The sequence below is a fragment of the Gordonia sp. 34D genome, assembly GCF_056682775.1.
In genome coordinates, this window is sequence record NZ_CM155293.1 from 1,095,843 (window position 1) to 1,122,476 (window position 26,634).

Genomic DNA, 26,634 nt, shown 5'->3' on the forward strand with positions numbered 1-26,634 from the left:
GTCATTCCGCTGCGGGCGCCAGATCCAGGCCCAGTTGGTCGGCGAGCTTGCCGATCAGGTCGACTGCGCTGTCAGCGATGACGGTACCGGGCGGGAAGATCGCCGCAGCACCAGCCGCATACAGGTCGTCGAAGTCACCGGGCGGAATCACGCCGCCGACGACGATCATGATGTCTTCGCGTCCCACATCCGCCAGTGCCTGCTTGAGAGCGGGCACCAGGGTGAGGTGACCGGCTGCCAGCGACGAGACACCGACGACGTGCACGTCGTTGTCTGCCGCCTGAGCTGCCACCTCTTCGGGGGTCGCGAACAGCGGGCCCACGTCGACGTCGAATCCGAGATCGGCAAATGCTGTGGCGATCACCTTCTGGCCGCGGTCGTGCCCGTCCTGGCCCATCTTGGCAACCAGCACGCGAGGACGACGACCCTCAGCGTCAGCGAAGGCATCCACGACAGCCATGGCTTCGTCGATATTGCTCACGGAATCACCTGCTTCGTTGCGGTATACGCCGCTGATGGTGCGGATCTCCGCCTGATGACGGCCGTAGACCTTCTCCATGGCGTCGGAGATTTCGCCGCCGGTGGCACCGTGGCGTGCGGCCTCGATGGCCAGGGCCATCAGGTTGTTGTCGAGGTTCGACCCACCGGCCTCGCCCGCGGCGCGCGTTAGGTTGGCCAGTGCGGCATCGACCGCATCCTGGTCGCGTTCGGCGCGGAGCTTCTCGAGCTTGGCGAGCTGCTCGGCGCGGACCTTCGAGTTGTCGACCTTGAGGACTTCGATTTCCTCATCTTCGTCGACCCGGTACTTGTTGACACCGATCAACGGCTGAGTGCCCGAGTCGATACGAGCCTGGGTACGGGCCGCAGCCTCTTCGATACGGAGCTTTGGCAGACCTTCGTCGATGGCCTGGGTCATACCGCCAGCCTCTTCGACCTCCGCGATGTGCGCGCGAGCCTTGTTGGCGAGCTCATTGGTGAGCCATTCGACGTAGTTGGAGCCAGCCCACGGATCGATCGGCCGCGTGGTGCCCGACTCCTGCTGAAGCAGAAGCTGGGTGTTGCGGGCAATGCGCGCGGAGAAGTCTGTCGGGAGGGCGATCGCTTCGTCGAGGGCGTTGGTGTGCAGCGACTGGGTGTGGCCTTGCGTTGCCGCCATGGCCTCCACGCAGGTGCGAGCAACGTTGTTAAACACGTCCTGCGCGGTCAACGACCAACCTGAAGTCTGCGAGTGGGTACGCAGCGACAGACTCTTGGGGTTCTTTGGCTCAAACTTCGCGACGAGCTCACTCCACAGCAGGCGTGCGGCGCGGAGCTTGGCAACCTCCATGAAGAAGTTCATGCCGATACCCCAGAAGAACGACAGTCGCGGTGCGAACTGGTCGATATCGAGGCCTGCTTCCAACCCGGCGCGAATGTATTCGACGCCGTCGGCCAGGGTGTATGCGAGCTCCAGGTCGGCTGTCGCTCCGGCTTCCTGAATGTGGTAGCCGGAGATGGAGATGGAGTTGAACTTGGGCATCTTGGCGCTTGTGTAGGCGAAGATGTCCGAGATGATCCGCATGGACGGGGCCGGCGGATAGATGTAGGTGTTGCGGACCATGAACTCTTTGAGAATGTCGTTCTGAATGGTTCCAGCCAACTTCTCCGGGGGCACGCCCTGTTCTTCGGCGGCCACGACGTAGAGCGCCAGGATCGGCAGCACGGCACCGTTCATCGTCATCGACACGGACACGTTGCCGAGGTCAATGCCGTCGAACAGTTGGCGCATGTCGAGGATTGAATCGATCGCCACGCCAGCCATACCGACGTCGCCTGCGACGCGCGGGTGGTCGGAGTCGTAGCCGCGGTGGGTAGCGAGGTCGAAGGCGACCGACAGACCCTTCTGACCCGAGGCCAGGTTACGGCGGTAAAAGGCGTTCGACTCGGCGGCTGTCGAGAAACCTGCGTACTGGCGAATCGTCCACGGCTGGTTGACGTACATCGTCGGGTACGGGCCCCGGATGAACGGTGCGGTACCGGGGATGGAGTCGATCGGGTAGTCGCTGTCGGCCGCGGCTTCGTCGCGGTCGGCACGGGTGAAGACCGGCGGCACGTCGATCTGCTCGGGGGTCTTCCAGGTGACCTGCTCGACGGAGTAGCCATTGGCTGCCGCCAACTCTTCGGCCTGGGTGGCACCGGGTGCGGCAGGTTCGGGCTGCCTGTCCCCAGTCAGGGCGACGTCGGCGAAGCTTGGCACCGCGTCTGTTGAATTGCGCTCACTCATGCGGATGCACTCCCGCCTTCGGTCAGGTGATCGAGAAGTTCGGTCAGGGTCGCGATGGCATCGATTCCGACGCGGAGCGAACCGTCGACGCCGTCGGCGTCTGCGGGCCATTCGCGGTCGGGCCCGGCGAGCAGCACTCGGCTGATGCCTGCACTGCGTGCTGCGGCCAACGCGGCTGGGCCGCTTTCGGCGTACCGCTTGGCGGTGCCGCACAGTACGGCGACGCTGGTCGGATTGTCTGCGACCACTCCGGCGATCGATTCGGCATCGACGGTGCCGGGATTAATCGCCGCGATACCGCCGGCGGCCAGCAGGTTCGCGACGAAGGTGGTGCGGCCATTGTGTTCGGCGACGCTGCCGAGCGGCAGCATCAACACACTGGGACGACTGCCAGCCGCAGCGGCGGCGTCGGCGGCATCGCGCAAGGCCTCGAACTGGCGGCCAACGCGAGCCAACTTGGGGGTGGCGGTAGCGATGTCGACGGTGTTCGCGGTCCCGGCCGGGCGAGCCGTCTCGTCGAGATTCGGGAACTCGCTGACACCGGTCAGCGGTGCCTTGCGGTGTGCAACCTGGACGTCACGAGCCGCGAGGGACTCGGCGATCTGGCTGGCGATCCATCCTTCGGCGAGGGCCGGACGGTAACCGCCGCGAGCCTCGACCTCGGTGAAGACCTCCCAGGCTGCCGAAGCGAGGTCGGCAGTGAGAGATTCGACGAACCATGAACCACCGGCCGGGTCGAGCACGCGCCCCAGGTTGGATTCCTCAAGGAGGATCAGCTGGGTGTTGCGAGCCATGCGACGGGAGAACGACGTGCTCGACGACCGCTGGTCAGCGGGCAGTGCGGCGTCGTATCCGAGGACGGTGACCTGGTCGGCACCGCCGAGACCGGCACCGAATGCGGCGACGGTGGAGCGGAGCATGTTGACCCATGGATCGCGCTGAGTCAGCATCGCCAGGTCGGTCACCGCGTGGGTGATCGCCGCACCGGCTTCGGGCTCACCGAGAACATCGGCCACCCGCGACCAGACAGCGCGGAGGGCGCGAAGCTTGGCGATGCCGGCGAACTGGTCGTCGTCAACCGAGATGGCGAAGGTGATCTGGCCGAGGGCGTCGGCGCGGCTCATGCCGGCACCCACCAGGTCGCGCACGTGTGTAACGGCAGCAGCGACGGCGTAGCCGAGTTCTTGCGGATTGTTGGCGCCAGCCTGACTGAAGTCGGTGCCATCGACGCGGAATGTCCGCACGCCCGCGGGAGCTTCGGTGGCCACCGCGTTAGCTTCCTCAACTTCGACGGTTGCCCGTCCGGAGAAGGCAGCCGTATACGGCGACAGTCCGAGGCTTTGCACGTTGGCGGCTGTTGCGGGGGCAGCTTGCGGAGCTTCCGGTGCGGCGGCCCGAGCGGCGAGGTAGGCGCGGGCGGCGGCGATGCCATCGGCACCGGCGTCGAGCGTGACAGGCACCAGATCGAGGTAGACACCAGCCAGAACGGCCGCGACATCGTCGGCAGCAATGCTGCCACCGACGTTCAGCCACAATCCGCTGGTGCCATTGCCTGCGGCGTCCAAGATCTGCTCGTTGACCACCTCTGCGGACAGGCCGTCTTCGTCGCCGAAGCGTTCGGTGACTCGCCAACCGACGTTGACGTCGCGGACCGGGTCGGCACCGCGCACAAACGGGAACTGACCGGGCGCGCCCTGTTCGGCCGCCTCGTCTTTCCGCGTGTACAGCGGACGCACTACGGTGCCGTCACCGGTATGTGTCGACAGCAGAGCCTCGGGACTCTCAGGCAGTTCGTCGGCCGTCACTTTGCGCGAACGCGCCAAAACGGCGGCGGCCGCGGCGGACCAATCGTCGTACGCTGCCTGCAGGCCCTGCGCGCTGAGCGGACCGGCATTACTGGGCGGCTGTACGGGGTGCTCACTTGCCGTCATCGGCTCGCTTACCTCCATAGCTGGGCGAAGAATTTTCGTTAATTGAACGATAACCGATCAAACGCTCGGGCCGTCATGCGGGATGTGATCGAGCCCGTAATATTGGTACTCGTGCGTAACAATTCACCGCGATCGGCACCGTTGGCCGAAGAGCCGGTGGCCCTAGACGGAAGCACCTCGCAGCAACCCCTCTCCGACAAGGCCGCAGCAGGCAGTCGGAGCGTCACGAAGGCCGCGGTCATTCGCGGCATCGCCGTGATGGCCATCGTGGTGACCGTCCTGGTCGGCGCGTATTTTGTGCCACTCCCCTCTATCGCCACCGCACGCACCTGGTCGGATTCCCTTGGCCCGTGGTTCATTTGGTTGTTTTTTCTGGCCTACGCGATCGTCCCGGCGGCCCCGGTTCCGCGCACCGCGTTCACCTTGACCGCAGGAGTCCTCTTCCCGCCCGCCATTGCATTCGTCGGGGCGACGATCTCGTCCACGATCGCCGCGGTAATCGGTTTTCTGGTGGCCCGCAAGCTCGGCAGGCAACGAATTACCCGCTTCTTGAAGCACCCCTCGGTGGCGGCCTTGGATCATCGCTTGGCGCAGCGCGGGTGGCTGGCAGTCGGTTCGGTGCGCCTGATCGCCGTGTTCCCGTTCTCGATCGTCAACTACTTGGCGGGACTGTCGAGTATCCGTCTGATCCCCTTCATCGCAGCAACCATTATCGGTATGACGCCGGGCAATGCAGCCGTCATCTTCTTGGGTGACGCACTGACTGGGTCGGGCAGTCCGATCAGTTTGTTCTTCTCCGCGGCGCTATTCGCGGTAGGGGTCATCGGGCTGATCGTGGATACGCGCATGCCGATCAACCAACCATCAAGTAAATATACTTGATTTGAGCAATATCAAGTATCTAAACTTGAGGCAGTGGCTAGAGTTGTCGAAGGGTCCGACACGAGATGCGATGGACAGGAGACGGCAATGGACGGAAAACTGCGATGTATGTCCTGACTGCGGACCAACGCGGCAGCCGTACCGGACGGGACCTGGTGCCCGACATACTGGCCGACGGTAGCCCCTCCGGACTGCTTCGCCCGTTCGAGCGGACGGCAGGTGATGAAGTCCAAGCGGTCTTCGATTCGCCCACAGGGCTCGCTCTCGTCGCAATCGACCTTGCGTCATCGGGTGACTGGAGCGTCGGGATCGGCATCGGCGACATCGAAACACCGTTGCCCCCATCGACCCGGGCGGGGCGCGGAGCGGCATTCATCGACGCTCGCACTGCCGTCGAAGATGCCAAAAGAAACCGCTGGCACCTGTGCATCGTCGGAGAGTCCTCCTGGTGCGCCAGCGCGCAGACCGCCGCGCGACTGCTCCTCGACGTTCTCGCCGACCGCACCGACGCCGGCCACGAAGCCGTTTCGCTTGTCGCGCAAGGGCTTACCCAGTCAGCAGCGGCCACTAGACTCGGTATCAGCCCGCAGGCGATGTCGCTTCGGCTGCAGCACGCGCGCTGGGACATTGAGCCGAGTGCGCGTGAGTTGTTCACTGACTTGCTTACCGCCGCCAACATCGGAGTAGATGCATGACCGTCGTGGTTCTTTTTGCTCTGGCCATCGTGGTGGCGGCCGGTGCTGCTTTGGTTCGACGACACCTCGCTGCCGATTCCGCCAAGTCCGATGGCGCGGTGCTTGCCACCGACGTGATCGCGACGGTCGTGACGTTGGCCCTGTTGGTGCTGGCACTGATCCCGGTTACCCGCGACGGGCACTGGGACGGCGGGTGGCTCGTCGCCATCCAGGTTTTGGCGGTCATCGCTGCCGCAGTCACCGGCGCAAGCGCTGTCCGCCTCGTACTGGCTGCTGGCGGGATCCCCACCCGCGGTGACAATCACGACGACGAACCCGACGCTCCCCTGCGCGGCGGTCGGATCATCGGCATGCTGGAGCGCACGGCGGTCGTCGTGTCGTTGCTGCTGGCCTGGCCAGCGGGAATCGGTGTCGCGCTGGCGGTGAAGAGCCTCGCCCGATTCTCCGAGCTGCGCGCCCCACGGGCCAGCGAACAGTTCATCCTCGGGACCTTCGCGTCGGTGCTGTGGGCCGCCGCGTTCGCGGGTGTCGCGTATCTGGCAAGGATATAGCGACGAGCGCAAGAGATCTGAGCGGACTACCCAGTGGCCGCGCGACGGTACTCGGCGATCAGCGTATTCACCGCCGCTTGCCGGGCTCGGCGCGCCAGGTCCGACAGCCGCATCAGATTCGTATCGGCGGTGGCCAGTTGGGAACCGGAGTCGCCGAGCGTGCCACTGCCTGCAAGCGTGATGATCGCATCGATCTGCGCGGCGGCAGCAAGGACGCGGTCGACCCGCGGATTGTCGTGTGCGGGCAAGTCGATTCGATTGAACTCGGTGCGGGCGGCCAAGGCATCGCGCAGATCTGCGGGTGAACGGCGTCGTGCGCCGCTGAGGTCAGCGATCACGGTCGCCGCCTCGGCGACGGCAGCCTTGAGGTCGTATTCCACCTCACCGAGCGGTGCGTCGGATAGCAGTTGGTCGACGGCGATCTCCGCGTCGTAGCGCATGGCCTGCCAACGACACCGTTCCCTGGTTCCCATTGGAATCAAGGCGATCGGATGAGTTGGGCCCGCAGCACCGAGGTCCCGGTCGTCAACCAGAATCACTTCACCGACACTCATCGCGGCCTTGGTTACTTCGCTCGGAGGCAGTCCGGCCGCGTCGCCCGGAGCGGGCAGTCGTACCGCCATGTGTGCGGCGCCCGACACCGTCGCCAGCAGGTCCAAAATTCCCCCGCCAGGATCGAGTTCATGCACTTGGGCGTAGTCGTGCAGGGTGTGTAGCACGTCGTCGGCAGAGCATCGGCCCGCGTCGCGTGCCGCAGCCCACACGGCGAGAGCGCTCGCGGGCCACGAGCGCATCAGGGCTAGAGAAGAACTGGTCATCGCAAAGCACGATACCCGCGGTTTGCGCTCCACCGGAGCGTCGCAACCGGACCCACCGCCATCACTCGCTTAGGGTTGGCAACTGTGTCCGATGATCGCTATGGCCGCGACGTACTGTCCTCGCCCCGCAAAACCAAGCCCAAGGCCCCCGAGGTCGCCGCTGAACGCGACCTGGTGGTCGAAGACGCCGCGACGGGATTCTGCGGTGCCGTCGTGGGCCTCGAAAAGAGTTATGCGGGCGACCTGGTTCGCCTCGAGGATCGTCGCGGGCAAACACGCGTCTTCCTGATGTACCCGGCGGCCTTTTTGATTGACGGGAAGCCGGTCACTCTGACTCGCCCGCGCGGTCGCGGTGCGGTCGCGCAGGCGGAGGCCAAAACCGCCTCCGGCTCGCGGGCCGCACCGAAGCAGCGGGCACGCACCGCCCGCGCCAGCCGCATCTTTGTGGAGGGCGTGCACGACGCCACCCTCGTCGAACGTGTCTGGGGCGACGACCTCCGCGCCGAGGGCGTTGTGGTGATCAGCCTCGATGGCCTCGACAACTTGGACGAGGCACTCGCCGAGTTCGGCCCGGCACCGCATCGCCGCGCTGGCGTCCTGGTCGACCACCTGGTGTCTGGATCCAAAGAGGAAAAGCTCACCGCCGAAGTTGGTCCCAATGTCCTGGTAACCGGCCACCCCTACGTGGACGTGTGGCAGGCGGTGAAACCGGCTTCGGTCGGCATCGACGCGTGGCCGGTGATCCCGATGGGCACCGACTGGAAGACCGGCATCTGCGACGCCCTCGGCTGGGGTACCCCGCGTGACGGCTGGCGCCGGGTTCTCGCTGGCGTGTCGAACTTCCGCGACCTTGAGGTTCCGCTGCTCCGCAGCGTCGAGGAGCTGATCGACTTTGTCACCGTTGAGCCGCAGGGCTGACGGTGACCTAACCTCGCTGTGGCCGCCGAACGGGCAGGCAACAGTCCGGTCGGCACAGCGCACCGTTGTCGCCGCAGCCCATCGCAGTGATGTCGCCTGCACCGTCGACATAGCGTTCGACGAGGTCGGCGATCAGCGAGATAAAGACGGGGTCGGTCCCGACCGTGGGGACGCGCACGTAGTCCATGCCGAGTTCAGCGGCCACGTCGCGCGCCTCGGAATCGAGGTCCCAGACCACTTCCAGGTGGTCGGAGATGAAGCCGATCGGCACCACCGCCACCCGCGAAATTCCCTGCGCGGAGATTTCTCGGAGGTGATCGCAGATGTCCGGTTCAAGCCAAGGCACCTGCGGCGGTCCCGACCGTGATTGCCACACGACGTCGAACTCGTCGATCCCGAGCGATGATGCGACTGCTGCGGCAGCAGCACGTACCTGACTGGAATACAGATGGCCGCCGTCCGCGGCTGGCCCGGCATTCTTGTCCGCGGACTCCGGAATCGAATGTGCGGTGAAGACGACCCGCGGCGGTGGTCCCGATGCGAATTCATCCAATGCACGACGCAGCGCATTGCTGGCCGCCTCAATAAACTTCGGTTCACTCGCGAACTGCGGCAGTTTGCGGACCACCACATCGTCGACGTCGTTGACCGCCCCGGCGATGTCCTCGTGATACTGACGGCACCCGGAATATCCGCCCCAGGCAGACGTGGCGAACGCGAGTACCCGCCGGTGGCCATCGGCCCGAATTGACGCCACCGCATCGGCGATCAACGGATCCCAATTCCGGTTACCGAAATAGATCGGTAGGTCGCGACCGCGACCGTCAAGTTCCGCGCGCAACGCCGCAATCATCTCGAGGTTGAGCCCATTGATCGGTGAGACTCCCCCGAAATGCAAATAGTGTTCGACAACCTCGTCGAGTCGCTCCGGGGGCACCCCGCGGCCACGCGTCACATTCTCAAGGAATGGGCGCACATCCGCAGGCTTGTCGGGGCCGCCGAAAGAAAGAAACAGCAGTGCCTCGAAGGCACCGCTGTTTCCACCTGTGTCAGTCACGATCAGTTCAGGAAGTTCTCGGGGAACCAGGTGTTATGGCTGGCACCACCGTCAACGTAGATGATCGAGCCGGTCGTGCCGGGTAGGAAGTCCGACAGCACGGCGCAAACACTGGTGCCGACGACGCCCGGATCGTCGACGTTCCAGCCGATGGGCGACGCACCGTCCCAGTACTCGTTGAGCATGGTCAGTTTGCGGGCATCGTCGGTCGCGGTGCCCGAGATTGCCTTGGCCGCCAGCGTCTTGATCGGGCCGGCCGCGACGAGGTTGGAGCGAATCCGCTTGGCCTCGCCAACTTCGCGCGCCACATAGCGGTTCACCGATTCGAGGGCCGCCTTCGCGACGCCCATCCAGTTGTAGTCGGGCAGCGCGGTTCGCGGATCGAAGTCCATACCGACGATCGAGCCGCCTTCGTTCATGACCGGCAGTGCGGCACGAGCGAGCGAGGCGTAACTCCATGCGGAGATCTCGAACGACTTCGCGACGTCGGGTCCCGGACCCTCAAGGAACGGCACGGCGTCCGGACCCATCAGGGTCTTGGGTGCGAAAGCAATCGAGTGGACGAGGCCGTCGACGCCCTCGGGTGCCAACTCGCGAACCTTATCGGCGAGGGCCCCGAGGCTCTCCTCGTCGGTGACGTCGAGCGGAATCGCCGGCGGCACTTCCTGCGGCAGGCGACGCGCGATGCGGTCGATCAGTCGCAGACGCTCCGGGATGCCGGTGATGATGACCTTGGCACCCTGTTCCTGTGCCACCCGAGCGGTGTGGAATGCAATGGAGGCATCGGTGATGATGCCGGTTACGAGGATGGTCTTGCCTGCAAGAATTCCGCTCACAAAATACTCCTAATGCGGTGGGAGAAAGAAGAAAAAGAAGAACTAGTGGCCCATGCCCATGCCGCCGTCGACCGGGAGCACGGCGCCGGTGATGTAGCCGCCCTGGTCGGAGGCGAGGAAGCTGATGGCCGCGGCCACGTCTTCGGGCTGCCCTGTGCGGCCCAGTGGGATAGCCTGCTTGGCCATCTCGATGTAGCGGTCTTCCATCGCAGCGGTCATATCGGTTTCGATGAAACCGGGAGCGACGACGTTGGCGGTGATGTTGCGCGATCCGACCTCGCGGGCGATCGAACGAGCCAGACCGATGAGGCCAGCCTTCGATGCCGCGTAGTTGGCCTGGCCGGGGATACCCGACATGGCGACAACCGAGCCGAGGAAGATCATGCGGCCAAAACGGCCACGCTGCATGCCCTTGGTCGCAACCTTGGCGCAGCGGAAAGCACCGGTGAGGTTGGCGTCGATGACTTTCTCGAAGCTTTCTTCACTCAAGCGCATCAGCAGCATGTTGTCGGTGACGCCAGCGTTGGCGACGAGGACCTCGACGGGGCCCTGGTGTTCGGCAACCTCGGCGAAGGCGCGTTCAACCGAAGCATTGTCGGTCACGTCGCACTCCACGCCGAAGAGGCCTTCGGGAGCACCGGAACCGCGGTGGGTCACTGCAACCTTGTGTCCGTCAGCGGCGAGTCGCTGTGCGACGGCCAAGCCAATGCCGCGGTTGCCGCCGGTCACGAGGACCGAACGCGGGGTCTGGGCGGGAATCGGGGAATACTCTGCCATGGCGATCAACCTATCTCAGGGGAGGCGTCGGTTAAGGAACAGGGCGGCGAATGCGCCCAAGACAGCAAGAAGTGTGCCAGCAATGAGCCACGGACGAGAATTGTCGCCACGCTGACGCTCATAACCGATCTGCTTCTGCAGCGTCGAATACACCTTGTTGAGTTCGTCGAGACTCGATGCGGTGAAGAAGTCGCCGCCGGACAGATTGGCGATCTTCCGCAGTGACTCGTCGTCGACGGGCACTGGCACGGTTTCGACACCGCCACTGGGGGTTTCGAGTTGGACGGTGCCGTTCAGGGTGCCGAACGAGATCGTCGAGACCGGGATGCCGCGATCTTTGGCTTTGCGTGCGGCGGTGAAACCGCCGCGGGGATCGTCGGGACTCTCCGGGACGGTCTGTTTACCGTCCGAAAGCAACACGATTCGTGCTGGCGGGGCACCTTCGGGACCACCGAGGACCGCGTTCAGCGTCTGAATCTGTTCGAGCGCGGCGAAGATGCCTTCGCCGGTCGCCGTCTTGTCGGCCAACTTCAGTCGATCAAGCGCATTCTTGGTCGCGTCGTGATCAGGGGTCGGCGACACGAGCGTCGACGGGGTGCCCGCGAACGAGATCAGACCCAGGTTGATCCCGTCGGTCAGATCATCGGCAAACCGCTTACCCGCCGCCTGTGCCGCCTTCAACCGGGACGGGGCGACGTCGGTTGATTTCATCGAGTTCGACACGTCGACGACAAGCATCACCGTCGCACGGTTACGCGGCACGTTGCGGTCGGCCATGGGGCCAGCCATCGCAATGGTGAGCAAGGTCAACCCGGTCAGCAGAATCGCGACCGGCACATGCTTAAACCGGTCATGGTTCTTCGGTGTCACCGACTTCAGCAAGTCGAGATTCGCGAACTCCAGCGACCTGGTGCGACGTTTGCGCATCACGTAGATGTAGGCGGCGATCAGTGCCACGACAAGCAGCGTCGACAGTAGCCACCATGGGTGGGCAAAAATATCGGTCATCAACGCGCTCCCGCGGCCATGCTGCGGCGTCGAGTGCCAATAAACCGCACGGTATCGGCGATCCAGTCGCGGTCGCTGCGCAGCGAGAGCACCGGCCCGCCCGCCGTGCGGAAGGTGCGCAGAACTTCGGTGCGGTGGGCCGCCGCAGCCTTGGCGTAGTCGGCCCGAACTTGCGACGTGACGTCGATATCGACAATCTCGCCAGACTCAGCATCACGCAGGGTGACTGGTCCGACCAGCGGCAATTCGATGTCCCGGGGATCCAAAACTTCCACACCCAAGAGCTCGTGATGCGCCCCGATCGCCCGCAATGATCGAGCCCAGTCGATCTCGCCGAGGAAGTCACCAATAACGACGGCTAGGCCTCGACGGCGTTGTGGTCGGCGCAATGCCTCCAAGCCGGCGTTGAGGTCACCGCGGACGCCGGGGGCGCTTCGCTTGGTGGTGGCGATGGCCTTCAGCAGAGCTTGATCGTGGGCTCTCCCGGCGCGAGCTGGAATCCGGACGACCTCGTCGCCGGTCACGATGATCGCTCCGTGACGGTTGCCGCCACCGGCCGTCAGATGCACAATTGCGGCGGCCGCCGCGACCGCGACATCACGTTTGGAGCGGCCGACCGTCCCGAAGTCCAGACTTGCCGAGGCGTCGACGACGAACCACGTTTCCAATTCGCGGTCAGCAACCATCTGCCGCACGTGCGGAGTGCCCGTCCGTGCGGTGACCGACCACTCCATCCGACGGATGTCGTCGCCAGGCTGGTACTCCCGCGCCTCCCCCGGTTCCGAGCCCGGACCGGGGATGAGGCCGAGGTGCTCACCCTGGAGGACGCCGTCTAGCTTGCGTCGGACCGTCAGTTCCAGCGACTTGAGCGCTGCGGTCAATTCGGGATCGTTGAGATTTCCCGCCGCAAACGACGGCAGGTCCCTATTGTCCGCCATTGCCCTGCGCGGCGTTGGGGGGCTGCTGCGTCGGTGCCTGCTGCACCGTGGCTGGCGGGAGCGGTGCCTGCTGGATCGTCGCCTGCGGAAGCGGTGCCTGCTGACCCGGCGCAACCGAGTTCGAGGCCGGTGCGTTCGGGGCTGGCATCTGCGGTGCCTGCGCGGCGGGCTGAACCTGAGCCTGGGTCGCGGACACCTGCGGCAAACCGATGGTCTGCAGGATTCGGGTGATGATGTGATCGGGCGTCACTTCGTCAGCGAGGGCGTCGTACGACAGCACGAGGCGGTGGCGGAGCACGTCCGGGATAACTTCCACGATGTCCTGGGGAATCACGTAGTCGCGACCGTGAATGAGCGCCAGTGCGCGGGCCGAGGCCACGATGCCGAGCGTGGCTCGCGGCGAAGCCCCGTACGACAGCCACTGGCCAACTTCGGTGAGTCCCACTTCGGCCGGTCGACGTGTTGCATTGATGACGCGGACGACGTAATCAACGAGCGCGTGGTGCACGAACACGTTCGCGGCCAGGTTCTGCAGGCGGATCGTCGCGGCGGGGTCCAGTACCGGTGACGCTTTCGGCGGCACATTACCCATCCGGTAGACGATCTCACGCTCTTCTTCCACCGACGGGTAGTCGACCAGCACCTTGAACAGGAAGCGGTCACGCTGCGCCTCGGGAAGCGGGTACACGCCTTCGTTCTCAATCGGGTTCTGCGTCGCCATCACGAGGAACGGGTCGGGCATGTCGTAGGTGGTGCCACCGATCGACACGTGTCGCTCGGCCATCACTTCGAGGAGCGCCGATTGCACCTTGGCTGGCGCGCGGTTGATCTCGTCGGCGAGGACGAAGTTCGCGACCACCGGGCCCAGTTCGGTATCGAACTCTTCGCGCCCCTGGCGATAGATGCGGGTACCGATGAGGTCGGTCGGCACCAGGTCGGGGGTGAACTGGACGCGAGAGAAACTGCCACCAACGACGGTTGCAAAGGTCTCGACGGCCAGCGTTTTCGCCACACCTGGGACGCCTTCGAGCAAGATGTGTCCGCGCGCCAGCAGGCCGGTCAAGATCCGCTCTACTAGCTTGTCTTGTCCGACAATGACCCGCTTGACTTCGAACATTGCGCGCTCGATAAGTTTCGCGTCTTCCGGTGTGAAGGTCAGATTCTCGGTGTCGGTTTCCGTCGACGCCGCGCCGCTGCGGACCTGTCCGCTGCTGCTTGTGGAAGTCAAGCCGTTGCTCCTACCAATGTGAGGCGTGGTTTGTACCTTCCCCACACTAGCGGGGTGAGGTTGAACTCAGAGGAGCCGCACGACGTTCGGCATGGCACCGTCGGTACGAACCGGCGAAATCTTGACCACATCGCCGGACTGTGGCGCTTCGATCATGGTGCCGTCACCGAGGATCAATGCGACGTGGGCGCTGGCGTTGGGACCGAAGAAGATCATGTCGCCACGCTTCATTTCCGACAGCGGGAACTGGGGCCCCGAGGTGTACTGGTATCCGGTGTAGTGCGGCAGGTCAATGCCGACACCCGCGAAACCGTAGATCATCAGTCCGGAGCAGTCGAAGCCAACCTTTTGGTAGTCACCGTAGCTGTCGGCGACACCGCCGTCGCGGATACCGAGGGTGGGCCCGTTGGCATCGCCGCCTCCCCAGGCGTACGTGACGCCGAGTTCTGACTTCATGCGATTGATCACGAGTTCGATGGCTTCGGGTCCGCGGAGTCCTGGTCGTTGGACTCCCCCGTACGTTCCGCCGTTGCCGGAGAAAAGGTTGCCGAGCGAGCCGTTGCCGATGATGGCTCCGGGGTTCGTTGGATCGGCTCCGCCAATACCGAGTTCGTCGAGCAACTTGGAGTGTGGGATCTGCTGCTGGCCGATCAGGCTGGCGAGCAGCGCCTGGCCGGTATCCGCGGCGAGCTTTGCCGCCGCTGCTGCCGCCTGCGCCAGCAGGTCATCGCCGGCGACCGGGTTGGTCGGGATTTGGTCGAGGACCTTGCCCGCGACGTCGGCGGGACTGCCCGGTGCCGGAGTATTCGGTGCCGGGGCTTGCGCGTCGACACCCTTCTTGCCGCGGAGCGCGTTCAACTTGGTCGCTAGCGAGTTTCGCTGGGTTATTAGGCTGTTGCGCTTGCCCTGTTGCGACCGGACGGCTTCTTGGGCTTCCTGGACTGCAGCGATGGCGTCGTTCCGGCGGATCGTGGCATCCTGTGCGGCCACGGCCGTTTGCTGTCGGGTGGCTTCGGTAGCTGCAACCCTGTTGGCCTGCTGATTTCGCGCGACCTGAAGCTTACGGATCGTCGTCTGCTGCTGGCGGGTGATGCGGTCGATCGACGACATCTGAGCCAGAACCTTATCCGGATCGTCGGAGGCGACGTAACGAGTCATGGCACCGCGGTTGTTGCCCTCGCGGTACACCGTCCGCACAAAGGCGTCGAACTCTTTTTGCGCGGCCTCGACCTTGGTGCTGACTTCGTTCAGCGATCCCTTGGCGCTCTTACTGGCCGCGGCAGCGACCTGCTGGGCAGCCATCGCGTTCTGGAAGTCGACAAGCGTGCGGTTGACGTTCTCCCGCTTAGCAGCGACAGCGTTGCCGAGGTCGGTCAGGCTCTGGTCGACGTCAGCGATCTGGTTGATGAGCGACGCCACCGGGTTTGCCTTGTTTGGCTCGGCGAGTGCCGGGCCTGCACCGAGGACGCTGACGAGCATGACAGCACCCATGGTGGTACCTCGCGTCGTCCATCGCGCACCGTTAATAGCTGGCTTCAACTCTAGTACTCCCTCAACACTTCAAACCCCCGAGCACCGCTACGTGTCTTCTGCACCGTACGTCACAAGATTCACACATGCGACCTCATGGCCTGAATTACAAACGAGTGATTACCAGCGGAAATGCGCGTCAACAGCAAGAAGAGTGGAATCTAAGAATCCCGTTACAGTTGCGTAACACCCACAGGCGAAAGCAGACGGACCACTACCCGCGAGTAGTGGTCCGTTTGCATTACCTGAACGATTCGGCCGTCAGGCTGGAAGTATTTAGCGCATTCCCGCGGTTAGCTCTGATCCCCGGAAACAGGTGCCGATTCAGCGTCATCGGTCGTGACTGCCGCCTCAGCCGCGACGTCCCCGTCAACCGCGTTCGCGTCTTGCTTGCGTTTAGCATTCCAGCGGGCGATCACCGCGCCAATGATGACGACCAGAATCAGTCCAATCGTGACGCCAGTCCAGTTAACGTTCGGATCGATCGCCTGGTGATACATCTGGGTCGCCGCCTGTGTCGCCGTCGACCCATGGGTGACTTCGCTGGAGGCATCCTCCAGTTGGACTCGACTGAACTCACTGGAAGCGGTACCACTCCCCGACGGGCCAAAGACGAAAACGGTGCCACCGACCGACGACTGCAGTTCGGTCGCGATGTCCCGGTAAGCGGTGAATTTTGGATACGACTGGTCGAGCACCACTATGTGAAGGTCGTGACCGTCGGCGTCGGCTTGTTTCACCAACGCCTCGAGGCCAGCCTGCTGATCGGCCGGCGCCCAGACGCCAGTCGCGTAGAGGGAACCCTCAATCGCTGACATGTCGAGGTTCGACCAGACGTCGGCGGGTACTTGCGTCGCCGGTGCGGCTAGAACGAACTCTGCTGGGCCCGGACTCATCAGATAAGGCTCCTGAAACGGATCGGTGGGGCTGAGCAGTCGGGTGGACTGAACAGATCGGGGCAAGGATACGACAGTTTACGAGGAGTACCTGCGCCCAACCCGTGTCGAACGGTTCCGAGGATGCGACAATTCACCCCGCGAACTGCTCAATCGGCGGGCCGAAGGCATCTTTCACGTGAATTCGACACGACTCGGCGACCGTAACCAACAACCAGTACGCCCGTACTGCTATGATGGTTCTGTGGCATTGCGGCCCAAGCCCGTTGCACTGCCGCGACGCTTATGACGGACTCCCGTCGACGCAGCCCGTCGGCGGAAATTGCACGAAACGAGTGGAGCACACGTGAGCATCAATTCCTTTGATTCCCGCGGCACGCTTGAGGTCGGTGAGAACTCGTACGAGATCTACCGCCTCAATGCAGTACCCGGTACCGAAAAACTGCCGTACGCCCTGAAGGTTCTTGCCGAGAACCTCCTGCGCACCGAAGACGGCGCCAATATCACCTCTGATCACATCAATGCGCTGGCCACCTGGGATCCCGCGGCCGAACCGAGCATCGAAATCCAGTTCACCCCGGCCCGCGTCCTCATGCAGGACTTCACCGGTGTGCCTTGCATCGTCGACCTCGCCACCATGCGTGAGGCCATCACGGCCCTCGGCGGCGACCCCAACAAGGTCAACCCGCTATCGCCCGCCGAGATGGTCATCGACCACTCGGTGATCCTGGACGTCTTCGGCCGCGCCGACGCCTTCGAGCGCAACGTGGAACTCGAGTACCAGCGCAATGGCGAGCGTTACCAGTTCCTCCGTTGGGGCCAGGGCGCCTTCGACGACTTCAAGGTCGTCCCGCCGGGCACCGGCATTGTCCACCAGGTCAACATCGAGTACCTGGCCCGCACGGTCATGGTGCGCGATGGCAAGGCCTACCCCGACACCTGTGTCGGCACCGACTCGCACACCACCATGCAGAACGGCCTCGGAGTCCTGGGCTGGGGTGTCGGCGGCATTGAGGCCGAAGCAGCCATGCTCGGCCAGCCGGTCTCCATGCTGATCCCGCGCGTCGTCGGCTTCAAGCTGACCGGTGAGATCAAGCCCGGCGTCACCGCAACCGACGTCGTGCTGACCGTCACCGACATGCTCCGCCAGCACGGCGTTGTCGGCAAGTTCGTCGAGTTCTACGGCAAGGGCGTCGCCGAGGTTCCGCTCGCAAACCGCGCCACCCTGGGCAACATGAGCCCCGAATTCGGTTCTACCTGTGCGATCTTCCCGATCGACGAAGAGACGATCAACTACCTGCGCCTGACCGGCCGCGACGACGATCAGCTTGCGCTCGTCGAGGCTTACGCCAAGGAACAGGGCATGTGGCACAACCCGGACCACGAGCCTGCCTACTCCGAATACCTGGAGCTGGACCTGGGCACCGTGCTTCCGTCGATCGCCGGCCCGAAGCGTCCGCAGGACCGCATCTTGCTGTCGGAGTCGAAGGTGGCCTTCCGCAAGGACATCCACAACTACGTCGAAGAAGGCCTCACCACGGCGCACTCGCAGCTCGACGAAGCCGTTGAAGAGTCCTTCCCGGCCTCGGATCCGGCCGCACTCTCGTTCGCCGATGACGGTGCTGTGAATGTGCAGTCTGCCGCCAATGGGGCCGAAGGCCGTCCTACCAAGCCGATCAAGGTCAGCACCCCCGAGCAGGGCGAGTTCGTCCTGGATCACGGTGCCGTGGCAGTCGCTGGCATCACCTCGTGCACCAACACCTCGAACCCGTCGGTCATGATCGGCGCAGGCCTGCTGGCCCGCAACGCCGTGGAGAAGGGCCTGGCTTCCAAGCCTTGGGTCAAGACCAACATGGCACCCGGCTCGCAGGTCGTCACCGACTACTACGAGAAGGCAGGCCTGTGGCCGTACCTGGAGAAGCTCGGCTTCTACCTCGGTGGCTACGGCTGCACCACGTGCATCGGTAACACCGGCCCGCTGCCGGAGGAGATCAGCAAGGCCGTCAACGACAACGACCTGTCGGTCACCGCCGTCCTTTCGGGCAACCGCAACTTCGAGGGACGCATCTCCCCCGACGTGAAGATGAACTACCTGGCTTCGCCGCCGCTGGTCATCGCGTACGCTCTCGCAGGCACCATGGACTTCGACTTCGAGACCGAGGCCCTGGGACAGGACACCGATGGCAACGACGTGTTCCTGAAGGACATCTGGCCTTCCGCACAGGAAATTGACGACACCATCAAGTCGGCTATCAGCCAGGACATGTTCCGCGATTCGTACGCCGACGTGTTCAGCGGCGACGACCGGTGGAAGGCACTGCAGACGCCGGAGGGTGACACCTTCGAGTGGGCAGAGGACTCCACCTACGTCCGCAAGGCACCGTACTTCGACGGTATGACCCTCGAACCGCAGCCGGTGGAAGACATCAAGGGTGCACGCGTCCTGGCGCTGTTGGGCGATTCGGTCACGACCGACCACATCAGCCCGGCGGGCCCGATTAAGCCCGGCACCCCCGCCGCGCAGTACCTCGACGCCAACGGTGTGGCCCGCAAGGACTACAACTCGCTGGGCAGCCGTCGCGGTAACCACGAGGTCATGATTCGCGGCACCTTCGCGAACATCCGCCTGCAGAACCAGTTGCTCGACGGTGTTTCGGGTGGCTACACCCGCGACTTCACGCAGGAGGGCGGCCCGCAGTCGTTCATCTACGATGCGTCGATCAACTACAAGGAAGCTGGCATTCCGCTCGTCGTCATCGGCGGCAAGGAATACGGCTCCGGTTCATCGCGCGACTGGGCAGCCAAGGGCACCGTCCTGCTCGGCGTGAAGGCCGTCATCACCGAGTCGTTCGAGCGTATCCACCGCTCCAACCTCATCGGTATGGGCGTTGTTCCGCTGCAGTTCCCGGAGGGTGAGTCGGCCAAGACTCTCGGCCTGGACGGTACCGAGACCTTCGATATCGAAGGCATCACGGAGCTGAACAAGGGCATCACCCCGAGCACCATGAAGGTCACCGCCACCAAGGAGAACGGCAACAAGGTCTCCTTCGACGCCGTGGTCCGCATCGATACCCCCGGTGAGGCCGATTACTATCGCAACGGTGGCATTCTGCAGTACGTGCTGCGGAACATGATCAAGAGCTAGCCCGAGGCACAGGGAATAGATGCCACGGGTCAGCGATGACCGCCTTGCCGCGCGTCGTCGAGAAATCCTCGACGGCGCGCGGCATTGCTTCGCCGCCTACGGGTACGACGGCGCGACGGTCAGACGCCTCGAAGAAGCCACAGGACTGTCGCGGGGCGCGATCTTCCATCACTTCAAAGACAAAGAAGCCTTGTTTTTGGCGTTAGCCAGGGAAGACGCGGAGCGCATGGCCGACGTCGCTTCGCAAGAAGGCCTCGTCCAGGTGATGCGGGACATTTTGGCGCGCCCGAAAGATTTCGACTGGTTGAGTACTCGGTTGGAAATCGTCCGCAAGATCCGGACCGATCCCGGATTCCGCGAAGCGTGGGAGTCTCAATCCGCCGACCGCGAAGCGGCCACGTTGGCCCGCCTGGAACGAAAGCGCCGGGCGGGTAGCCTCCGCAAGGATGTACCACCGGAAGTTCTCGTAACCTATCTGGACGTTATCTTGGACGGCATCGTCACGCGGTTGGCCTCGGGCCAGTCGACTGACGATTTGCATGCCGTTCTCGATCTTGTGGAAGCCTCGGTCCGGATCCCCGCCGCGCCCGAATAAGACGTTCTGCACGATTCCTATACCGCAGTTTGCGCCCCAACAGGGCGCAAACTGCGGCATAACTTTTGTTATCCCGTAGATCCGTTTGAACGACACGGAATGCACTGCCTCACAAGCACACCCAAAGCATGACGGTCATCGCCAGCGCGCTATCCTATCGGGCAATTACTCCCCTCCCGAACGAAACGAGCAGTCAGCCATGGGCCAACACCGAACAACCGCGCGGCCCGAGTCCGGACCGGCAGCAGGCAGCGGCAGACTGTTCGCCAGCACCAAATTCCGGGTGGGTCTCTCACTGGTGCTCGCCGCCGTTTTGGTTGGTGGTATCTGGGTGGCCTGGGACAGCGGCCGCGAAGACTGCACCGAGATCCGAAAAGTGTCGGTCGTCGTCGATTGGGGTGCCAGCGATTACGTCAAGGCCCTGGCACAGCAGACACAAACCCACAGTTGTTTTACCTACGCCGTCGAAGCGGTCGCGCCGAGCCACACAGACGAGCGCCTCTCTCGGAAGAACAAACCGCAGATCTGGGTCGCCGAATCGCAGGCACGCGTACGTCAGGTCGGCGACACGCTTCAGCAGACATGGTCGGACATGGGGCCGTCACTTGGGACCACTCCGGTAATCGTGGCAACAAAGAACACCCCACCGCCGACCACTTGGACCAGTGTCCTCACGATGCCGACAATCCACGTCGATGCGCCAGCGCGCAGTGACGTCAGCAACGCGGCGGTTGTGGGTGCGCTCGCCGAAGTATCGTCCGGCGCGTTGACCCACCGCGACCTTGTCGAACACCTCACGAAACGGGCCCTGCTCATGAACGATGAGGACGGCACTGCAGACCTGGCGCAGGTAGCCGCCAGCAAAACCCCGTCGGGCATCGTTACCACCGAGAGCGACTTCACGCGGTTTGCTCGCAAAAACCCAGAGTCCGGAATCAACATTTCCGTCCCGGACACCGGCACCGTCAGCGTCGACTACCGCGTGGCCAACGTCGCTCAGCCCAACGATGAACGTTGGACCAACGACGCCATCGGCGCCCTGGTAGAAACCCTGCAAACCGACGAAGGCCGTGAAATTCGGGAACGCTTTGCGCTCCGAAATGTGGACCTCGAACCCCTCGCTGGTGAGGAAGGCGCTGGTGCGATTACGGTCGTCAAGCCTCCGGCCCGCGAACTCGTCGACAACATCCTGCGCAAGTGGACCGCCCTCACGCAACCGATCCGCGCGTTGGTCGTGCAGGACGTTTCCGGTTCCATGTCGAGGAAGGTTGGCAGCCGTTCCCGAGCAGACCTGCTGCGTGATGCATCGCTGTTCGGCCTCAAGCAGTTTCCGCGCAACACCGCTCTCGGCTATTGGGAATTCAGCATCGATCGCGGCGGCAAGGGCACCGACTACCGGGAGGTGATGCCAATCGCACCGATCTCGGACATTGTCGATGGCAAGCCAGTCCGGGATCAGTTGGCGGTGGCGATCCGAAACACGCTCGCCAACACTCATGGCGGAACCGGTCTGTACGACACGACGCTCGCCGCATACAAGGCCGTGTACGACTCGTATGATCCCGCGTACTCGAACAGTGTGATCATCATGACCGATGGCCGAAACGAAGATCGCGATTCCATTACGCTGCAGAATCTGGTGTCGGAGTTGAACATCATGAAGAACCCGGGTCGACGTATTCCGATCATCGCCGTCGGCATCTCCGAGGACGCCGACGCAGCGGCCCTGAAGAAGATCGCGGAGGCCACCGGCGGCAGTTCCTTCATCGCCTTGGACCCTCAGGACGTTGGGGCAATGCTGTGGAAAGCAGTTTCGTACCGCGTTGAGGCAGCTTAAGCGAAACCCCTGTCTAAGCGAGCGTTCACTAAGTAGGTTCGTGGGTGAGACGACCATCACCCCACGTTCTTCTTAGAAATAATGGAGCCGCACGTGTACCCAGGAACTTTCGTAGCGACCACGCCCGATAAGGCAGCCCTCATTCGGCCGTCAACCGGCGAACAAGTCACCTACCGGGAACTCTTCGACAACTCGACCCGAATCGCCAACTACCTGCGCGACCTCGGGATGGGTGAGGGCGATACGGTCGCGATCGTCTCCGACAACAATCTGCACATTTTCGATGTCTACTGGGCCGCGGTGCGTAGCGGAATGTACGTGACTGCGGTGAATAACCACCTGACCGCGCCGGAGGTCAACTACATCCTGAACGACTGCGGGGCCCAGGCGGTTTTCGTCTCAGCCAACGTTGCCCCGGCCGTCGAGCAGGCGAAGGAAATAGCGGCGCTCGCCGATCCGGCGCGGCGCGTGGTGTGGGACGGCGACCTCGCCGACTACCTCAGTTACGACACCGTTCTGGCTAACGCGTCCGACGCTCCGCTGGCCTCCCAGCCGCGCGGCGGCGACATGCTGTACTCGTCGGGTACCACCGGCCGCCCCAAGGGGATTCGTCCGCCGCTCTCCGGCACGCAGGTCGACGAAGACCCCGGGATGATGGTCCAGGTGTTCGGCAAGCTGTACAACTTCACCGAGAACACCGTTTACCTGTCGCCGGCGCCCCTCTACCACGCCGCTCCCCTGCGCTACTGTGCGATGACCACGGCACTCGGCGGCACCGTCATCGTCATGGATCACTTCGATCCGGAGGAATCACTCAAGCTGATCGAGCAATACTCGGCGACCCACAGCCAATGGGTGCCGACCATGTTTGTCCGGATGCTGAAACTTCCCGAAGAAGTCCGCGCCAAGTACGACGTCTCGAGCATGCAGGTCGCGGTGCACGCCGCCGCACCGTGCCCCGCAGAGGTCAAGCGCAAGATGATCGAGTGGTGGGGTCCGGTCATCACCGAGTACTACGCCGCCACCGAAGCTGCGGGCGTGACGCTGATCGGCTCCGAAGATTCACTGACCCACCCGGGCTCAGTGGGTCGAGCCGTGTTGGGCATCTTGCGGATCTGCGGCCCCGACGGCTCGGTGCTGCCAACGGGAGAAGTGGGCACCGTCTACTTCGAGCGCGACGAGGTGGCGTTCGTCTATCACAATGATCCCGTGAAGACCGCAGAGTCCCAGCACCCCGAGCACGAGACTTGGGGAACCACCGGAGACCTTGGCTATGTGGACGAGGAAGGTTTCCTGTATCTGACCGACCGCAAGGCGTTCATGATTATTTCCGGCGGCGTCAACATCTACCCCCAAGAATCAGAGAACATCTTGATCAACCATCCAGCGGTGTACGACGTCGGTGTCATTGGCCTGCCCGACGATGATCTCGGCGAGCGCCCCGTCGGTTTTGTGCAGTTGGTCGATGACGTTGAGCCCTCCGATGACCTGGCTGCGGAACTGATCGAGTTCGCGAAGTCCGAGTTGGCGTCGTTCAAGGTGCCCAAAGAGGTGCGTTTTGTCGATGACCTGCCCCGCACGCCAACCGGAAAGCTCGTCAAGGGCGAACTCCGCAAGCAAGTCCTGGGCGTCTAACGACCACTCCGTCCGCACCCGGTACAGATTCAGCCCGGATTCCCACGGTTAGGGGAATTCGGGCGGGGTTAGCGGCGGGTGAGGGCTGGGAGGACGTAGGCGGCGATGTGGCCTTCGAGGGCGTCGACGTCGTCGGGGTCGACGGTCTCGCTGTACATGGTGCCGAGGCTGATGACGTTTCGTGCCACCCACTCGCTGGCTTCCGCCATATCCAATTTGTCGGAAATCTCGCCGGAGGCGGCAGCTTCATCGAGGTACTGTCGCCAAAAGTGCGCCAGGTCGGGCACTACATTTTGCATGCCGGCACCGACCGATGCCGCATACTCTGCAGGCTCCTGGGTGCGCAGTCGCATCAGGGTGGCACCGGGATCGTCGTATGTGCGACGACCAATCTGCACGCCGACGGCCAGTCGCCTCGCCAGTGTCGGAATCGCGGCGAGTTCACTGTGCGCCTGGCTCCACGACTCTTCGACGAGTCGCATCACCACGGCACCGACGAGAGCCGACTTGTCCGGGTACAGACGGTACAACCAAGCACGTGAGACGCCCGCGCGGGTCGCCACCGCTCGCATCGTTGTGGCGCGGATACCGGACTCCGTCAGCAGGCCTGTCGCGGCGTCGAGAATCCTTGTGCCGGAGGCATTCTCATCGTCGATGTCGTCTTGCGCGGAGATGTCGACGGTTTCTGGTCGCACATTGGTCATGACACAAAACTACCAATCGGACCGATACCGGTAGACACATTTCCCAAAGTGTGTACCCTTCAATGTATGGCATATCCCACAACAGCCGTCATCGGCGCAGGCATCAGTGGCCTGACATCGTCAAAGATGTTGACCGACTACGGGGTCCCGCATACGGTTTTCGAATCCTCCGACCGCATCGGCGGCAACTGGGCGTTCGGCAATCCCAACGGGCACTCGAGCGCCTATCGCTCCCTCCACATCGACACTTCAAAGCACCGCTTGTCGTTCCGCGACTTCCCGATGCCCATGGACTACCCCGACTTCCCGCACCACACTCAGGTCAAGCAGTACCTCGACGACTACGTCGCCGCGTTCGGGCTCGACCAGAACATCGAATTCACCAACGGTATCGAGCACGCCGAGCGACTGCCCGACGGTGGTTGGGAACTGACAACACAGCGCGGTGAGACCCGGCATTTCGACCTCCTGGTGGTCGCGAACGGCCACCATTGGGATCCGCGATGGCCGAACTTCCCGGGCAAGTTTGACGGCATCGAAATGCACGCCCACCACTACATCGACCCGCAGACGCCGCATTCGTTCACCGGTAAGAAGATCGTCGTCGTCGGCCTCGGCAACAGTGCGGCCGATATCGCCGTCGAACTCTCCTCGAAGGCGCTCGACAACGAGCTGTACCTGTCGACGCGTTCGGGCGCCTGGATTGTGCCCAAGTACCTGGCTGGGCAGCCAGCCGACAAGTACTTCAAGACCAACCCGCATATCCCGGCGTCCTGGCAGCGCAAAGTGGCTCAGTTGGCCCAGCCGGTGATGTCCGGTCGTCCGGAGAACCTCGGACTACCGACGCCGAACCACAAGTTTTTTGAGGCTCATCCGACCCAGTCGGTGGAGTTGCCCTTGCGCTTGGGTTCCGGTGACGTCCTACCGAAGCCGAACATCCGCGAACTTGACGGTCACACAGTTCATTTCGATGACGGCACCAGCATCGACGACGTCGACATCCTGATCTACGCGACGGGCTACAACATCACGTTCCCGTTCTTCGATCCCGATTTCATCAGTGCCCCCGACAACCACATTGATCTGTACAAGCGGATGCTGTACCCGGGCATCGACGATGTGGTCTTCGCTGGCTTTGCGCAGGCCACCCCCACGCTCTTCCCCTTTGTGGAGAGTCAAGCCCGATTGGTCGGCGCTTATGCCGCAGGCATGTATCGGCCGCCGAACCAGGAAGAGATGAGGCGGGTGATCGCCGAGGACACACATAAGTACACCGGGCACATGCTCAACCGTCCGCGCCACACCCAGCAACTCGACTACTTCCTGTACGAGCACGACATGCGGACCAAGGAATTGCCAGAAGGCGCCAAGCGCGCCCGCCGCGAAGGCGGCGTCACATGGGCTCAAGTGAGCGGAGCAGCATCATGACCAGAACCGATCTGATCTTCACCAGCGGTGGCACCCGCATGTCTGGCTGGTTCTACCCGGCAGCTTCCGCCGCGGATGCCCTTGCGCCGGTCGTCGTGATGGCACACGGGCTGGGCGGAACCAAGGATTCCGGGCTGGAACCGTTCGCCGAACGGTTCGCCGCAGCCGGCTTGAACGTCCTCCTCTTCGACTACCGCGGTTTTGGCGCTTCCGAGGGTGTGCCGCGCCAGCGGGTGTCACTCGACGGTCAGGTTGAGGACTACCGCGCCGCGTGTGTGGCCGCAACCGCCCAGCCAGGCGTAGATCCCAATCGCATTGTGCTGTGGGGCGTTTCGCAGTCCGGCGGACACGTCATCAAGGTTGCCGCCGATCGTGACGATGTAGCGGCAGTGATCGCCGTGGTTCCGATGGTTAACGGAATGGCTGCAGCGCGTCACGCCTTGCCACTGCATAAGCCGAGTGCCCTGCTGCGGTCGACGGCCACCGGTCTGCTCAGTTCGGTACGACAGTTGGCTGGCGGTGCCCCTTCAATGATTCCGCTGGTCGGGCAGCCCGGCGAGTTGGCCGCCTTGAGCGCCGACGGCTACGAGGAAGCCTACCGGGCAGTTGCCGGCCCCACTTGGCGCAACGAAGTCGATGCTTCAATCGGCAGTGAGCTCGGGCGCTATCGCGCCGATAAAGTCGCCTCGCGGATCAAGGCGCCGGCCCTGTTCCAGATTGCCGACTTTGACCAGGCCGCTCCCCCGCACGCTGCAGCGAAGGCAGCGTTCGACGCCCGCGCCGAAGTGCGCCACTACCCGTGCGATCACTTCGACATCTTTGAAGGCCGCGATTGGTTCGAGGCGGCCGTCGACCACCAGTTGTTCTTCCTGAAGAATCATGGCCTGCTCGGCCGGGTCATTCAGTCGAACGACGTACCAGCGACTTCCTAGTAACACCGGGCGGCCCCGACCGATTTACCC

22 protein-coding genes are annotated in these 26,634 nt (G+C 63.5%); 10 read left to right on the forward strand and 12 right to left on the reverse strand.

Translation table 11 applies throughout. The features are described from left to right. Nucleotide 1 precedes the first annotated feature (1 nt). Nucleotides 2–2,263 (reverse strand): methylmalonyl-CoA mutase, encoded by a 2,262-nt coding sequence (gene scpA / locus AC1L34_RS05050; protein WP_424295587.1) that lies wholly within the window; start codon nucleotides 2,261–2,263, stop codon nucleotides 2–4. Further along, nucleotides 2,260–4,194 carry a methylmalonyl-CoA mutase family protein gene (locus AC1L34_RS05055; protein WP_424323170.1) on the reverse strand — a complete coding sequence of 645 codons (1,935 nt, stop codon included), beginning with the start codon at nucleotides 4,192–4,194 and terminating at the stop codon, nucleotides 2,260–2,262. Before AC1L34_RS05055 ends, scpA begins: the two co-directional genes overlap by 4 nt. Before the next feature lie 111 nt (nucleotides 4,195–4,305). On the opposite strand from AC1L34_RS05055, the gene AC1L34_RS05060 reads away from it, so the two are divergent. The 3 genes from AC1L34_RS05060 to AC1L34_RS05070 all read left to right on the forward strand — a co-directional run bounded on the left by AC1L34_RS05060 (nucleotide 4,306) and on the right by AC1L34_RS05070 (nucleotide 6,322). Beyond that, entirely contained in the window at nucleotides 4,306–5,076 is a 771-nt protein-coding gene (locus AC1L34_RS05060) for a TVP38/TMEM64 family protein (protein WP_424295589.1), read from the forward strand. Nucleotides 5,077–5,180: 104 nt separating this feature from the next. After that, nucleotides 5,181–5,771 carry a hypothetical protein gene (locus tag AC1L34_RS05065; protein WP_424323184.1) on the forward strand — a complete coding sequence of 197 codons (591 nt, stop codon included), beginning with the start codon at nucleotides 5,181–5,183 and terminating at the stop codon, nucleotides 5,769–5,771. Beyond that, the gene (locus tag AC1L34_RS05070; protein ID WP_424323171.1) at nucleotides 5,768–6,322 is read left to right on the forward strand and encodes a hypothetical protein; all 555 of its coding nucleotides are present in this window, start codon (nucleotides 5,768–5,770) and stop codon (nucleotides 6,320–6,322) included. The genes AC1L34_RS05065 and AC1L34_RS05070 overlap by 4 nt, the downstream gene beginning before the upstream one ends. A gap of 26 nt (nucleotides 6,323–6,348) precedes the next feature. On the opposite strand, the gene AC1L34_RS05075 is transcribed toward AC1L34_RS05070, so the two are convergent. Continuing rightward, the gene (locus AC1L34_RS05075; RefSeq protein WP_424295592.1) at nucleotides 6,349–7,140 is read right to left on the reverse strand and encodes a serine/threonine protein kinase; all 792 of its coding nucleotides are present in this window, start codon (nucleotides 7,138–7,140) and stop codon (nucleotides 6,349–6,351) included. Nucleotides 7,141–7,224: 84 nt separating this feature from the next. Between AC1L34_RS05075 and AC1L34_RS05080 the strand changes: the two genes are divergently transcribed. Further along, on the forward strand, nucleotides 7,225–8,058 hold the full coding sequence (locus AC1L34_RS05080; protein WP_424323172.1) for a DUF3097 domain-containing protein: 834 nt from the start codon (nucleotides 7,225–7,227) through the stop codon (nucleotides 8,056–8,058). 7 nt (nucleotides 8,059–8,065) lie between these two features. On the opposite strand, the gene AC1L34_RS05085 is transcribed toward AC1L34_RS05080, so the two are convergent. The 8 genes from AC1L34_RS05085 to AC1L34_RS05120 all read right to left on the reverse strand — a co-directional run bounded on the left by AC1L34_RS05085 (nucleotide 8,066) and on the right by AC1L34_RS05120 (nucleotide 16,328). Continuing rightward, entirely contained in the window at nucleotides 8,066–9,115 is a 1,050-nt protein-coding gene (locus AC1L34_RS05085) for a ferrochelatase (protein ID WP_424297458.1), read from the reverse strand. Nucleotides 9,116–9,117: 2 nt separating this feature from the next. Beyond that, a complete protein-coding gene (gene inhA, locus AC1L34_RS05090; protein WP_424297460.1) occupies nucleotides 9,118–9,951 on the reverse strand; it encodes an NADH-dependent enoyl-ACP reductase InhA in 834 nt (277 codons plus the stop codon). Between the two features lie 42 nt (nucleotides 9,952–9,993). Continuing rightward, a complete protein-coding gene (fabG1, locus tag AC1L34_RS05095) occupies nucleotides 9,994–10,728 on the reverse strand; it encodes a 3-oxoacyl-ACP reductase FabG1 (protein ID WP_424297462.1) in 735 nt (244 codons plus the stop codon). A 15-nt stretch (nucleotides 10,729–10,743) separates the two neighbouring features. Next, complete coding sequence (locus AC1L34_RS05100; protein WP_424325777.1) at nucleotides 10,744–11,736, reverse strand: VWA domain-containing protein; 993 nt, start codon at nucleotides 11,734–11,736, stop codon at nucleotides 10,744–10,746. After that, the gene (locus AC1L34_RS05105; protein WP_424325776.1) at nucleotides 11,736–12,674 is read right to left on the reverse strand and encodes a DUF58 domain-containing protein; all 939 of its coding nucleotides are present in this window, start codon (nucleotides 12,672–12,674) and stop codon (nucleotides 11,736–11,738) included. The genes AC1L34_RS05100 and AC1L34_RS05105 overlap by 1 nt, the downstream gene beginning before the upstream one ends. Continuing rightward, the gene (locus tag AC1L34_RS05110) at nucleotides 12,661–13,902 is read right to left on the reverse strand and encodes an AAA family ATPase (RefSeq protein WP_424293018.1); all 1,242 of its coding nucleotides are present in this window, start codon (nucleotides 13,900–13,902) and stop codon (nucleotides 12,661–12,663) included. The genes AC1L34_RS05105 and AC1L34_RS05110 overlap by 14 nt, the downstream gene beginning before the upstream one ends. A 66-nt stretch (nucleotides 13,903–13,968) precedes the next feature. Beyond that, complete coding sequence (locus AC1L34_RS05115; RefSeq protein ID WP_424323174.1) at nucleotides 13,969–15,393, reverse strand: NlpC/P60 family protein; 1,425 nt, start codon at nucleotides 15,391–15,393, stop codon at nucleotides 13,969–13,971. A 332-nt stretch (nucleotides 15,394–15,725) separates the two neighbouring features. Continuing rightward, nucleotides 15,726–16,328: an Rv1476 family membrane protein gene (locus AC1L34_RS05120; RefSeq protein ID WP_424293016.1), complete on the reverse strand. Its 603-nt coding sequence runs from the start codon at nucleotides 16,326–16,328 to the stop codon at nucleotides 15,726–15,728. A 346-nt stretch (nucleotides 16,329–16,674) separates the two neighbouring features. Here AC1L34_RS05120 and acnA point away from each other — a divergent pair, with 346 nt between their 5' ends. The 4 genes from acnA (at nucleotide 16,675) to AC1L34_RS05140 (ending at nucleotide 23,540) form a co-directional block, all read left to right on the forward strand. Further along, the gene (acnA, locus tag AC1L34_RS05125) at nucleotides 16,675–19,473 is read left to right on the forward strand and encodes an aconitate hydratase AcnA (RefSeq protein WP_424323984.1); all 2,799 of its coding nucleotides are present in this window, start codon (nucleotides 16,675–16,677) and stop codon (nucleotides 19,471–19,473) included. Nucleotides 19,474–19,492: 19 nt separating this feature from the next. Further along, a complete protein-coding gene (locus tag AC1L34_RS05130; protein WP_424323177.1) occupies nucleotides 19,493–20,068 on the forward strand; it encodes a TetR/AcrR family transcriptional regulator in 576 nt (191 codons plus the stop codon). Nucleotides 20,069–20,267: 199 nt separating this feature from the next. After that, complete coding sequence (locus AC1L34_RS05135) at nucleotides 20,268–21,905, forward strand: VWA domain-containing protein (RefSeq protein WP_424323178.1); 1,638 nt, start codon at nucleotides 20,268–20,270, stop codon at nucleotides 21,903–21,905. Between the two features lie 93 nt (nucleotides 21,906–21,998). Then, a complete protein-coding gene (locus AC1L34_RS05140; RefSeq protein ID WP_424323179.1) occupies nucleotides 21,999–23,540 on the forward strand; it encodes an acyl-CoA synthetase in 1,542 nt (513 codons plus the stop codon). Nucleotides 23,541–23,608: 68 nt separating this feature from the next. On the opposite strand, the gene AC1L34_RS05145 is transcribed toward AC1L34_RS05140, so the two are convergent. Next, a complete protein-coding gene (locus AC1L34_RS05145; protein WP_424297176.1) occupies nucleotides 23,609–24,244 on the reverse strand; it encodes a TetR/AcrR family transcriptional regulator in 636 nt (211 codons plus the stop codon). 66 nt (nucleotides 24,245–24,310) lie between these two features. On the opposite strand from AC1L34_RS05145, the gene AC1L34_RS05150 reads away from it, so the two are divergent. After that, nucleotides 24,311–25,672, forward strand: coding sequence for a flavin-containing monooxygenase (locus AC1L34_RS05150; RefSeq protein WP_424323982.1), 1,362 nt, complete (start codon nucleotides 24,311–24,313; stop codon nucleotides 25,670–25,672). Then, nucleotides 25,669–26,604, forward strand: coding sequence for an alpha/beta hydrolase (locus tag AC1L34_RS05155; RefSeq protein WP_480035163.1), 936 nt, complete (start codon nucleotides 25,669–25,671; stop codon nucleotides 26,602–26,604). The genes AC1L34_RS05150 and AC1L34_RS05155 overlap by 4 nt, the downstream gene beginning before the upstream one ends. Nucleotides 26,605–26,634 lie beyond the last annotated feature (30 nt).

Coding starts and splice junctions, on each gene's coding strand:
- scpA (WP_424295587.1), bottom strand. CDS start 2,263: ATGAGTGAGCGCAATTCAACAGACGCGGTGCCAAGCTTCGCCGACGTC.
- AC1L34_RS05055 (WP_424323170.1), bottom strand. CDS start 4,194: ATGACGGCAAGTGAGCACCCCGTACAGCCGCCCAGTAATGCCGGTCCG.
- AC1L34_RS05065 (WP_424323184.1), top strand. CDS start 5,181: ATGTATGTCCTGACTGCGGACCAACGCGGCAGCCGTACCGGACGGGAC.
- AC1L34_RS05070 (WP_424323171.1), top strand. CDS start 5,768: ATGACCGTCGTGGTTCTTTTTGCTCTGGCCATCGTGGTGGCGGCCGGT.
- AC1L34_RS05075 (WP_424295592.1), bottom strand. CDS start 7,140: ATGACCAGTTCTTCTCTAGCCCTGATGCGCTCGTGGCCCGCGAGCGCT.
- fabG1 (WP_424297462.1), bottom strand. CDS start 10,728: ATGGCAGAGTATTCCCCGATTCCCGCCCAGACCCCGCGTTCGGTCCTC.
- AC1L34_RS05100 (WP_424325777.1), bottom strand. CDS start 11,736: ATGACCGATATTTTTGCCCACCCATGGTGGCTACTGTCGACGCTGCTT.
- AC1L34_RS05105 (WP_424325776.1), bottom strand. CDS start 12,674: ATGGCGGACAATAGGGACCTGCCGTCGTTTGCGGCGGGAAATCTCAAC.
- AC1L34_RS05115 (WP_424323174.1), bottom strand. CDS start 15,393: ATGGGTGCTGTCATGCTCGTCAGCGTCCTCGGTGCAGGCCCGGCACTC.
- AC1L34_RS05120 (WP_424293016.1), bottom strand. CDS start 16,328: ATGAGTCCGGGCCCAGCAGAGTTCGTTCTAGCCGCACCGGCGACGCAA.
- AC1L34_RS05130 (WP_424323177.1), top strand. CDS start 19,493: ATGCCACGGGTCAGCGATGACCGCCTTGCCGCGCGTCGTCGAGAAATC.
- AC1L34_RS05135 (WP_424323178.1), top strand. CDS start 20,268: ATGGGCCAACACCGAACAACCGCGCGGCCCGAGTCCGGACCGGCAGCA.
- AC1L34_RS05145 (WP_424297176.1), bottom strand. CDS start 24,244: ATGACCAATGTGCGACCAGAAACCGTCGACATCTCCGCGCAAGACGAC.
- AC1L34_RS05150 (WP_424323982.1), top strand. CDS start 24,311: ATGGCATATCCCACAACAGCCGTCATCGGCGCAGGCATCAGTGGCCTG.
- AC1L34_RS05155 (WP_480035163.1), top strand. CDS start 25,669: ATGACCAGAACCGATCTGATCTTCACCAGCGGTGGCACCCGCATGTCT.